The 12,004-nt window shown below is 35.9% G+C and carries 7 protein-coding genes and 2 pseudogenes; 3 read left to right on the top strand and 6 right to left on the bottom strand.

What is annotated here, in order from left to right; genetic code table 11:
* Positions 1-482 precede the first annotated feature (482 nt).
* Positions 483-941 (top strand): annotated as a pseudogene (locus ACEN36_RS08505) (transposase).
* A 116-nt stretch (positions 942-1,057) separates the two neighbouring features.
* Entirely contained in the window at positions 1,058-1,222 is a 165-nt protein-coding gene (locus ACEN36_RS08510; protein ID WP_407102460.1) for a transposase, read from the top strand.
* Positions 1,223-1,959: 737 nt separating this feature from the next.
* Here ACEN36_RS08510 and ACEN36_RS08515 read toward each other — a convergent pair.
* Positions 1,960-3,732: an oleate hydratase gene (locus ACEN36_RS08515; protein ID WP_379902795.1), complete on the bottom strand. Its 1,773-nt coding sequence runs from the start codon at positions 3,730-3,732 to the stop codon at positions 1,960-1,962.
* Positions 3,733-4,344: 612 nt separating this feature from the next.
* Between ACEN36_RS08515 and ACEN36_RS08520 the strand changes: the two are divergent.
* Positions 4,345-5,657 (top strand): annotated as a pseudogene (locus ACEN36_RS08520) (IS1380 family transposase).
* Between the two features lie 193 nt (positions 5,658-5,850).
* Here ACEN36_RS08520 and ACEN36_RS08525 read toward each other — a convergent pair.
* The 5 genes from ACEN36_RS08525 to ACEN36_RS08545 all read right to left on the bottom strand — a co-directional run bounded on the left by ACEN36_RS08525 (position 5,851) and on the right by ACEN36_RS08545 (position 11,898).
* Positions 5,851-6,117 carry a MurR/RpiR family transcriptional regulator gene (locus tag ACEN36_RS08525; protein ID WP_407102457.1) on the bottom strand — a complete coding sequence of 89 codons (267 nt, stop codon included), beginning with the start codon at positions 6,115-6,117 and terminating at the stop codon, positions 5,851-5,853.
* A 269-nt stretch (positions 6,118-6,386) separates the two neighbouring features.
* Positions 6,387-8,138, bottom strand: a complete 1,752-nt coding sequence (locus ACEN36_RS08530; protein WP_407126392.1) for an ABC transporter ATP-binding protein — start codon at positions 8,136-8,138, stop codon at positions 6,387-6,389.
* Between the two features lie 22 nt (positions 8,139-8,160).
* Entirely contained in the window at positions 8,161-9,927 is a 1,767-nt protein-coding gene (locus ACEN36_RS08535) for an ABC transporter ATP-binding protein (protein ID WP_407096047.1), read from the bottom strand.
* A gap of 19 nt (positions 9,928-9,946) precedes the next feature.
* A complete protein-coding gene (locus tag ACEN36_RS08540) occupies positions 9,947-10,393 on the bottom strand; it encodes a MarR family winged helix-turn-helix transcriptional regulator (protein WP_407126372.1) in 447 nt (148 codons plus the stop codon).
* 779 nt (positions 10,394-11,172) lie between these two features.
* A complete protein-coding gene (locus ACEN36_RS08545; protein WP_407096049.1) occupies positions 11,173-11,898 on the bottom strand; it encodes a class A sortase in 726 nt (241 codons plus the stop codon).
* Positions 11,899-12,004 lie beyond the last annotated feature (106 nt).

Consider the following 12,004-nt stretch of genomic DNA (forward strand, 5'->3'; position numbering starts at 1 on the left):
ATTCTGAAATTAGTCTAAACCTGCACAGTGAAGCTATTGTTTTATGCAATTTTCAACACCCTTTGGGTGTACAAAAAGAACCTCATTTTGTTATGGTTAAAGCGACTGAACTAAACCAATAAAAGGGTTCTCTAAATGGCTACATTACAGGAAACACACGTAAAATTAAATTCAAAAATAGTGATAGATAATACTGGTGTAAATCTTTCTACGGATTCTAATTTGATAATAGTAAAATAATTTATAGATTTGATTGTTTTTTCGAATTTAGTTAATCAGTTTCTGACGTTAAAAAATAACCGAAGTTACTGGTTTAATAATAATATTTCCTTGTTGGAACAACTCTTCTTCCAGTTGATTGATGGTTATTCTGCCAATTCACTAAAAGATCCTGTTTTTCGTTTGTTATTTAATAAAGATTGAACCCCATATCAAGCTTCTCTTTCTCTATTTTGGAAAGGTTTGAACGAAATTCGACGGAATTGATTATTGATTTAGACTCCACGCATTCCGATATATTTGGGAACCAAGAAGCTACCCACTATAACGCTTACTATAGCACAAATGGTTATCACACTTAGTCAATTGTGATGGCTTAACAGGAGATTTTTAAAAAACAGAACCTCGTTCTGTGAATGTTTATACCTCAAATGGAGTAAAGAAACTTCTTGGATCCGATGCTGAAACATTACGGCCGTAACCTTCCTTGCACGGATATTATTGTGCGAGTCGATAGTGGATTCGCTACACAGGAAGTTTATGATACATGTGAATCGTACCAAAGTTATTATGTAGTTCATATTAAAGCGAATGCAAAACTGGCCAAATTAGCTGAGTCTTTCATTTTAATCGGTGATCATCATTCTTGGGAAGAGCAGGAGAGCCAATATTATCCCATTACTTATCGAGCTAAAAATTGGTCAAAAGTACGACGTGTCTGAATCAAATCCACTCGTAAAGCTGGTGAATTGGTGTTTCGTTATGAATACCTAGTCACGAACTTATCAGAGAACTTATCGGCTAAAATGCTGTTCAAGTTGTACCATAGCGTGGAACCATGGAAAATTATATCAAGGACGCCGAAAATGGGTTTTATTTCGACAAAACGAACAGTTCCAGCTTTCTAGAAAATAATGCCCATATGATGGTAAGCCTCTTAACTTACACCCCGATTAACTTTATGAAACAAATCTGCTTGCCGGCGGAAAAAGCTGCCTTCTAGGTAGATACTCTACGTCTTCGGTTATTCAAGGTAGCTGGTAAATTGGTTAGCAGTGTATGAATATCGTTCTTGAAGATAAGTTCTTCTCACATCTATCAAGATTTGTTCTATTATCTATTAGACAAAATCAAACAACTCAGCTGGTAGAATCAGAACTTAGTTTAAATGTTTAAAGTTCTATACACACCAAGGGATTCATATTCCCAAAAACAGGAAAAACTTCTTGTCGTTTCTTAGTGAAAGAAAATTCTAAACCAACAAACCAAAAAAGTAGTCGATTCTCGGCGTAAAAAAGACAAAATTCTTGACGAAGCCTTTTTACTTGAAAGTGAACGATTATAAGTTGAGGTAGCTTTAATAAAATTGAGAGAAACCTAAGGATTGACCCAAAGGCAATTAGCTGAAAAAGTTAAAAGTCCCAGTCTACAATTGCACGGATTAAAAAAAGAAATATGCTTGTTACTTTTATAACCATGAATGATATCACTAAAGCATTTGGTAAAATTATTGAAGTTAAATTTATTTAGCTAATTGAAAAAATTTCCAATAATTTATTGAATTGTCGATTATTTTTCTAGCTTTAATTCCTTGCAATGGATAATGTTTCATTTTATTGTTACCTTTATGTTTTTTTGAGCAATATAGAGACATGGCTGGGACAATATTCCCCAGCCATGTCTCTATATCTACCTACTTTTCAATGTTGTTAAATTTTATTTATTTGTATGGTTTCAATGCTAAAGAAGATCTGATTCTTTCAAAACATCTTCAATATACGTATTTTTGGTCTTCTTAACAAAAGTTTCTATCAATTTCCGCTCTACAAACGGAAGCTCCGTTTTCGTAAGTTTCTTCTTATCTGTTAAATAATATACAGCATTGGCAAGTGTACGAATATCATATGCAGAATCAAAAACTTCAGGAACACCACGTTCAATATTTAATAATTGATAAACAGCCTCCATAGCTGTTCTGACAGAATATTCAGTAGTAAATACTGTATCACGTTCTGTTTCTGCAAAGTTTCCAATGAATGCCAAGTTTTTTGATCCGTTTGGGATTACTAAAGGACGATCTCCTGGTGCTCTTAACATAAAGTATGAAGTAATATAGGGCATATAAACTGGAATTACTGTACAAGAAGTTTCAGATAACACTTGAATATCTTCTTCTGGTACACCAAGATGATACATTAATTCTTGAACAATTTCTTGACCGGAACATTGTTCGATTGGTTTTTTTATATAATTTCCTGGTTTATTTGATAACAAGCCATAGACCCACATTATTGTTTGTTGATCATTTTGTCCTTTAAAATGTGGTTGACGGTGTATTGCAAAGCTCATTAACCAGTTTGAATCCTTAATAGTGATTATGCCACCGGTAACGACTTTTCCTGTCCGCAATTTTCTCTTCGTTAATCGTGAAATATAGGGTTCAATATCGAAGTTTTCCCAAGTTACTGTTGCTGAAATATACCAACTTTCAGCTGGAAGATTTTCATAGAATACTTCTGGATGTCCAAATTCTGAAGATTGTTTAGCTAAGTTTTTCCAAAGATTCCAGCTTCCACCTAATTCATGAGTTATTGGTGCAGGTGTATTATGGTCTCCTTGAGTGGAACTTTCTGTGATTGATCCATTTGTAACAAAAACAAGATCGTTTTCAGATAAGGAAATTTCTTGTGTTTTTTCTTCCTTTGTTAACAAAATAGTGCGCGCAACTTTGGTTTCGTGATCAATATCAACCTGAATATTATTAATTTTCGTTTCATATTGGAAGTCGACGTCTTGATCTTTTAAGAACGTGATTAAAGGTTTAACTAATGACTCATATTGATTATAACGAGTGAACTTTAATGCAGAAAAATCAGGTAATCCTTTAATATGATGAATAAAGCGCATTACGTAGCGCCTCATCTCGATTGCAGAATGCCATTTTTCAAAAGCGAACATTGTACACCAATATAACCAGAAATTTGATTCAAAAAATTCATCGCCAAAGACATCTTCAATTTTTTTGCCAATCAATTGATTTTCAGAAGTCATGAATAATTCAACTAACTCTTTTTGTGCTTTTTTTGATAACGTAAATTGGCCATCATCATCTGCCCGTTCTCCGCGATTATGGATAATTCGACAGTTAGAAGAGTTGGGATCATCATGATCTAGCCAATAAAATTCATCTAAAACGGATGCATCTTTCACTTCAAGTGAGGGAACAGAACGAAAAAGATCCCACAAACACTCAAAATGATTTTCCATTTCACGTCCTCCGCGAGTAACAAAACCATCATGTGGAATAAAGGTTCCATCTAATGAACCACCTGAAAGGGATAGTTCCTCAAAAATGTGAACACGTTTACCTTCCATATGACCATCTCGAATCAAGAAAACAGCCGCTGCTAAACCTGCCAACCCAGCACCGACGATATAAGCGCTTTTTTCTTCGATACCATCTGGCTTACGACTTTTTGCAAATGCTTCATAATTCCCGTTTGTATGTCTCATTGTCTATTCCCTCCTATATTTTTAAACATCATAAGTTTATTCCTATTGTGGTTTTACGTCAAACAATACGCTGATCCTGGGACAGAAAACAACTAAAAAAAACAATCATACTCATTTGAATGCTTTTATAAAAAAGAAATATCTTTGGTATAATTAATAATAAGTAACGACAAATACAATAATAGGCTGGGGAATCCTGGTAAATTATGGTGAACAATAGTTTCTCAAGCTATGGATTGTGAATCCCTTTTGGTATAATGGGTTCCTAACAAACAACTCCCGTTTTTGTTGTTTTTTTCCTCGAATCTAGTAGACAAAAAAGTCATAGTTGTTTGTACTTTTGTGTCTTCTATTACTTAAAAAGTTGTAAAGTGGGGTTACATATATGAAATTAAATAGAATCGTGCATCCCTAATTTTACTCATTCAAGGTCTTTTTTAAAGAAAAATACGACTAATACCTAAATAATTCATAGTTTTTCTGAAAGCTATCTAAAACCTTACAGTGAAGCCATTATTTCACATATTTTACAACACCCTTTGGGTGTACAAAAAGAACCCCAATCTGTTATGGTTAAAGTGACTAAACTAAACCATGAAAGGGGTTCTCTCAATGGCTACATTACAGGAAAAACGGATAAATTTCAATCCTAAACTAACAGTTTCCAACACTGGTGGTAATCTTTCAACAGATGCCGGATTGATTTTAGTAAAAGAATTTATGGACTCACTTGGATTTTTAGAATTGGCCAAAAGCCTTCTTCAAATCAAAGATGACCGGACTTACTGGAGACACGACAATATCTCCTTACTAGAACAACTTCTTTTCCAACTGATCTCTGGCTACGCTGCAGATTCATCAGCTAAATTATTGAAGGAAGATCCCATCTTCCAACTTATTTTAAATAAAGAAACAGCTGCTTCACAACCTTCTCTTTCACGTTTCTGGGACCGAATAGATGAAAAAACGATCCGTCAATTCCAAGATTTGAATCAAGCTTTGATTGATAAAGTACGATTGAAGCGAAACACAACAGAGATAATCATTGATTTGGATTCTACTCATTCGGATACTTTTGGAAATCAAGAAGGAACGAACTATAATGCCCACTATCAAACAAACGGTTACCACCCCTTAGTTGCTTTTGATGGGCTAACGGGCGACTTTTTAAAGGCAGAACTTCGTTCTGGAAATGTTTATACATCAAACGGTGTAAGGGATTTTCTAAGGCCTTTACTCAATCATTACAGCCAGCAACTTCCTTGCACAACGATTCTTGTGCGTGGAGACAGCGGCTTTGCGACACTAGAAGTATATGAAACTTGTGAATTGAACGAAAGCTTTTATGTGATTCGTCTGAAAGCCAATGCTCAACTAGCAAAGTTAGCAGAATCATTCATTTTAATTGGCGATGATCATCATTGGGAAGAAAAGAAGTTCACTACTATTCTACGTCTTATCGAGCAAAAAGTTGGTCACAAGAACGTCGGGTTTGCATCAAATCAACTAGAGAAGCAGGAGAGCTGATTTTTCGTCATGAATATGTGATCACCAATTGTTCAGAAAATTTATCCGCTGAAAACATATTTTATACCTATCAAAATCGCGGTACGATGGAGAACTTTATTAAAGAAGCAAAGAATGGATTCTATTTTGATAAAACCGATAGCTCAACTTTTCTGGAAAATCATGCTCGTATGATGATAAGCCTATTGGCTTACAATATCGTTAACTTTATGCGAACACTTTGTTTATCGGCAAAAGAAGCGACACTTCAAATTGATACTCTCCGCTTGCATTTATTTAAAGTAGCAGGAAAATTGGTACGAAGTAGCCGTAGATTGCTATTAAAACTGAGCACGACTCATGTCTTTCAAGATAGTTTCTATCAGTTGTTAGAAAAAATACAACAACTCTGTTGGTGACCATCCAAATGAATTTTAAAAAATTCATTTCTTTCAGGGAGTTCGTGCGGCCAAAATTAAGTAATACCCTATCATTCAGCTCATCGTTTTACCTATTTTAACTTTTTCCATCCTTTAATGAATAAAAAAGTAAGTTAATTGGGATGGACAGATGAAAAAAATAACTTTTACAGATAAATTTTAGAAGTATGAATTATTCAGGATAAATGCTGTTTGTTAAATTATTTAACTCTTCTTGTTCATTTTGTTTAACTTCCTCTTTCATCTTAACTCTAAATTCAGCGAAAGAATCATATCCCATTTTTCGAATAAATCTAGTGATTGAAGCATTGGAAACATGCGTAGCTTCTGCCAGGTCTATTACCCGCATAAATTGAACTTTATCCAAATTTTGCAGAATAAATTTATAAATTATCATATCTGTTTCTGATAATTCATTGATTTTATCCATTCGAAACATATTATCCCCCCTGAATAATTAAGCTTTTTAACACTAATTAAAGAGTAACATTACTAAATCGATAAAGGAATGGTTATTTTATGGGTACGATAAACCACAGTAGTACATTTTAAAAGAATCAGTACTAACTTCGATACTCTTGAAAAAAAAGTCTACGAACAATATTATGTTAACTCATTTTGCTATACAAAAAAACAGCACTCTCTGCAAATAACTCAGGGAGTGCTGTTCAAATGATGTTTTATTTATTCAGCGACTGCCGAACTGTCTTAAGCTTCTTCAAACTGACTATTGTACAAGTTAGCGTAGAATCCGCCATTTGCCAATAATTCTTCATGGTTTCCTTTTTCAATGATATCTCCATTGTCCATCACTAAAATAACGTCAGAGTTTCTGATCGTAGACAAACGGTGTGCGATAACAAATGACGTACGGCCGATCATCAATTTATCCATAGCTTGTTGGATCAGTACTTCTGTACGTGTATCCACTGAGCTGGTTGCTTCATCTAAGATCAATAACGGAGCATCTTTGACCATAGCACGAGCGATCGTGATCAATTGTTTTTGACCAGCAGATAAGCTGGTTTGATCATCCAATACAGTATCGTAACCATGTGGAAGAGTATGGATAAAGTGATCAATTCCTACTGCTTTACAAGCAGCTTCCACTTGTTCATCGGTTACCCCTTTTACGTTATAAACGATATTGTCGCGTACTGTTCCTTCAAAGATCCATGTATCTTGCAGAACCATACAGAATTGATCATGAACCATTTCGCGGGTCATCTGCGTAGTAGGGATACCATCTATTTTGATGGCTCCGCTATTCACTTCGTAGAAACGCATCAATAAGTTGACAACTGTTGTTTTCCCAGCTCCGGTCGGTCCAACAATAGCCACTTTTTGTCCAGCTTTGATGTCTACTGAGAAGTCATTGATGATGGTTTTATCCGATGTATAACCAAAGTGAACATGGTCAAATTCAACATCTCCACGAACATTTGTCAATTGAGCTGTACTGTTGGTTTCTTCTCCTAATTCATCTTCACCTAGAAAATCAAAAACACGTTCACTAGCTGCAGCTGTTGATTGAAGACTAGTAGCCGCTTGTGCAAATTGAGATAGAGGTTGCGTAAATAAACGAATGTACATCATAAAGGCTACGATGACACCAAAAGTAATGTGACCATTCAATGCCAAACTTGCTCCTAAGATACTCACTACTACATAACCGAAGTTCCCGATAAAGTTCATCAACGGCATCATGATACCTGAAAAGAATTGAGATTTCCAAGCACTTTGATACAAGTCGTCGTTGATTTGATCAAATGTTTCTTTAGCTCCGCGTTCAGCATTGTAAGCTTTAACGACATTGTGTCCAGAATAAATTTCTTCTACATGACCATTAACGGCACCTAGAGCTTTTTGTTGAGCTCCAAAAAATTGTTGAGAATGTCTAACGATCAAAATCATTAAACCGAACCCAATCAAAGTTGAAACAACAGCAGCTAATGCCATTGGTACATTTGTGATGAGCATCATAACCAATGAACCAACAAACATTGTTGAAGCTGTTACCAATGAACTGATACTTTGGTTCATCGTTTGGCTGATCATATCGACGTCATTCGTCACACGACTCAAGACATCACCAATGCTGTGTCCGTCAAAATAGCTTAACGGCAGACGATTGATTTTTTCAGAAATATCTGTTCTGAGCTTTTTAGATACCCGTTGTGTGATCGTGGCCATAATAAACCCTTGAACATAATTGATGACAAAACTAATTACATACAGCGTTACTAATAGAAATCCGATTTTTTCGATGGCAGCAATATCCAATTCGCCGGCTAGTCCAGCTGTGATCAAGTCTGTAATTTCACTGATCTTGTGCGGACCAACTAATGAAATGATCGCTGCCCCCATAGCCAATACTAGCGCAAATACCACTACGGGTAAATATGCACGGATATAAGCAAGGAGTTTTTTGTACGTTTGTTTTGTGTTTTTAGGTTTCATACCTGATACTTTGCCAGCATGTTTACTCATTTGCAAGTTCCTCCTCTGATAGCTGAGAATAAGCGATTTCGCGGTAGACTTCGCATGTAGCCAGCAATTCTTGATGTGTTCCTTTTCCAACAACGCGACCTTCATCTAATACAATGATCGTGTCAGCATCTTTAATGGTTCCGATTCGTTGACCAACCATCAAGTTCGTTACATGTCCTGCTTCTTCTTTCAATTGAGAACGCAATTCGCGGTCTGTTTTGTAGTCCAAAGCAGAGAATGAATCATCGAAAATAAAAATCTCTGGATCACGAGCAATCGCTCTAGCAATGGCCAAACGTTGTTTTTGACCACCTGAGAAGTTGTTTCCACCTTGAGCCACATGACCTTCATACGTATCGGTTGTTTTTTCAACAAAATCAGTCCCTTTGGCTACATTGATTGCATGCTTAACAGCCTCTTTTGAGATAGAACCTTTACCATTGTCTCCAAATGCCACATTCGATGTAATTGTGCCGCTGAACAAGACAGATTTTTGCGGAACATATCCGATTTTATTGCGTAAAGCTTCTTGCGTATACTCTTTAACGTTTACGCCATCCACCAAAATTTCTCCTTCTGTTGAATCATAAAAACGAGGTATAAGATTCAAAATCGTACTCTTTCCGCTACCTGTTGATCCAATAAAGGCAACTGTATCTCCTTTATGCGCTACAAAGTTGATATCTTTAATTACATATTCAGAAGCATCAGGGTATTTAAAACTTACCCCGCGGAATTCAACTTCACCTTCTAAATGCGCTTTTCCTTCTGTAACTGTTCCATCATTGATTGATGAAGCGGTAGTCAATACTTCATTGATCCGGTTAGCAGAAACTTGCGCTCTTGGTAAAAGAATAAAAATAAAAGTCAACATCACAAATGACATGACTACTTGAATCGCATAAGATGAAAAGACGACCATATCACTAAAAATTGTGATGCGCGCCATCATATCCAGCGTATCATTAATCAAATACGCACCAATCCAATAAATTGCCAAACTTAATCCATTCATTGCAGCTGTCATACTTGGTGCCATTAAAGCCATTGTACGAGTCGTAAATAAGTAATTTTTATTCAAGGCCGTATTCGCTGTCTCAAATTTACTTTCTTCATGGTCTTCAGCATTATAGGCACGGACAACACGAATACCCGTCAAGTTTTCACGCGTTACTGCTGTCAAATTATCCGTTAATGTTTGGATACGTTTGAAGCGTGGAAGAGCCAACGCAATTACAACTCCAATAACAGCTAGCAAAGCCACTACTGTAATTCCTGTTGCAGCTGTCCATTGCCAGTTTTTATTGGAAATCTTAGTGAGTGCCCAAATAGCCATAATAGGAGCTTTGAACAGAATTTGCATTCCCATTGCAATAAACATTTGAACTTGGGTGATATCGTTTGTTGAACGAGTAATTAAGCTGGAAGTTGAAAATCCATTAATTTCTTCCATTGAAAAACCTTCTACTTGATCAAACAATCTTTCTCTTAAATTTTTTGCAAAAGAAGCAGCTAGTCTAGTGGCAAAAAAGCTCACAATAATAGCAGCGATCAAACTTCCTAGGGCACATAACATCATGTAGCCACCTGTTTGGATAATATCGCTGGTTTCACTACCTGGTGTTTGAACCATAACAGTGATTTCAGACATATAATCTGGTAATTTCAAATCCAAAAAGACTTGACCAACAATAAACAGGAAAATCATAAAGACGATTCCCCAATCTTTAGCTTTTAAGTATTTTAACAACTGTATCATATATAAACTCCCTTACTTCTTATTCAATATCCTCGATATTTTTTTTTATTTTATTCAATGTATTAAAAAAAGCTTCTATTTCTTCTTCAGTTAAACCAGAACGTACTTGGCTTTCAACATCATGAATACATTTTACAGCTTTTTCTGAAAATATAATCCCAGCTGGAGTGATCACCAATTTTTTTAGACGAGCATCATAGTTAACAGGAACCCGATGAATCAGTCCCTTTTTTTCTAACGTATTCAAGATACCTGTCGCAGTAGAACGTCGAATTTTCAGCAACTCTTCTATATCTTTTTGGAAAATGTCTTCTTCCTTGTTATTGTATATATAACCAACAATCCTAGATTGCATCATATTACTGTTATCATCTAAAATAGCTGACATCCTCGCAGCCATTAGCCATTTGACTTGATGACTGGTAGCTTGCAGTGAGAAACTAACGAAATTTTGAAATTCTCTCACTTTCCTCCCCCCTCCACTAAATTCATTTATATTCCCTTTAATCATCAAAAATAGTTCATTTTATCTAGTTAGGTTCCGAACTGTTAGGTTCCGAACTGTTAGGTTCCGAACTGTTAGGTCACTAACAAATATTATGCACCTTTTTATTTCCTGATGCAAGTCTTTTTTCATATAAATAACCCAACAAATCAATGATTCCCCTTCCATTCCTTTAAATACAAGAAAATCTTTTTTACTATCATGGGCTAGACTATATGCGCACAAATGACACTAGAACAACAAATGATTTTTACCAGCCTAAATAAAAAAGAATATTACGCTTTCTTAAAGGAGCGAAAGCGTGACATTCTTTTTTATTGGTAAACTGTTGCTTTTGCCTTTTCTTATTGTCAACATCTAAGATTAGCGCAGATCTGAAATTCAGAGCAACAGCAAGATACAAGATGCAGGGTCTTTACCTGACTTGTCGGAAATATTCTGGTGCTCATAAGTCAGGTAAAAGAGAGAAACCTGACTTATACTCTAAATTTTCACCTCCACAAGTCAGGTAACGAAGAGTTACCTGACTTGTCGTACTGATTTTGAGTTCCATAAGTAAGGCAACAGATTACACAGACCTTAGTAAGTATGAGTGGAGGCTTAGATGACAGCAGGGTTGCCAAATAAATAGAAAAAAATACACTCCCACTATTGAATCAAATCATTCATAGTTTCGGGAGTGTACATTTTCGAGAAGCTTTTTGTATTAGTATATTTCAGTTAGTAGGATTTTTTCCCTATTAGCGAGAACGAATGCTCAAGTCTAAATCAAAAGCCGCTATCATTTCAGCAGAAGCCTCTTCCACGGGAACTTTTTGAACAAAATCAGCTACCGTTAATAATCGAGCTACACCATCTTCATCACACGTAATCAATGTGAGCGTTGTTTCACCTGAAACATCATTCAACACACTGACTTCAGTCGCTTCAATCATACGTTGTTCTGCTACTTCGTATTCATAGATGAAACTAAGATCGGTCAAATATACCGCGTCTCCTAACTCCACTCTATATAACGGCTTAAACAGTAGATCAGAACGCTCCATATAGTGTCCTGCTAAAGCATAGTTTCCTTCACCCATGACTTGCTCCTCTTTCATCGTCCCCGCTGTCAAAGCTAAGGTGTAGGAAGAAGTTCCTTTTCCAATAGGCAAATTGAGTCCTACACTAGGTATACTAATCCCGCCAAGGACATTGATTTGGTCGCTATTGAATTGGGCTAGAGCTGCTGTTTCTAAATCCAGCATTTGGACCTCATCAAACTCAAAATCTGCATCTTTTTGATAATTTTCTTCTATAGTACTAGCATCGATCGAGTCAACCGTTAATGATTGCGAACCATTAGAGATCATCCAATTCTTAATAGGGCCGCTAAATATCAACAATAGTCCGACAATTAGTAAAATAATCCATACTCCATTGAGCCACTGCTTCTTATTTTTTTTCTTCTCTGTCCTCTTTTTCATATTCACGCTCACTTACTTTCACTTCTGCCATAAAATAACAATTTGGAGACAAAACAAGGTGGTTTAATTCCTGAGTTTTGCCTCCTGATTGTATTTGCATTAAGTT

The sequence above is a fragment of the Desemzia sp. FAM 23989 genome (genome assembly GCF_045528345.1).
Classification (GTDB): Bacteria; Bacillota; Bacilli; order Lactobacillales; family Carnobacteriaceae; genus Desemzia.

Coding starts and splice junctions, on each gene's coding strand:
- ACEN36_RS08510 (WP_407102460.1), top strand. CDS start 1,058: ATGGAAAATTATATCAAGGACGCCGAAAATGGGTTTTATTTCGACAAA.
- ACEN36_RS08515 (WP_379902795.1), bottom strand. CDS start 3,732: ATGAGACATACAAACGGGAATTATGAAGCATTTGCAAAAAGTCGTAAG.
- ACEN36_RS08525 (WP_407102457.1), bottom strand. CDS start 6,117: ATGTTTCGAATGGATAAAATCAATGAATTATCAGAAACAGATATGATA.
- ACEN36_RS08530 (WP_407126392.1), bottom strand. CDS start 8,138: ATGAAACCTAAAAACACAAAACAAACGTACAAAAAACTCCTTGCTTAT.
- ACEN36_RS08535 (WP_407096047.1), bottom strand. CDS start 9,927: ATGATACAGTTGTTAAAATACTTAAAAGCTAAAGATTGGGGAATCGTC.
- ACEN36_RS08545 (WP_407096049.1), bottom strand. CDS start 11,898: ATGAAAAAGAGGACAGAGAAGAAAAAAAATAAGAAGCAGTGGCTCAAT.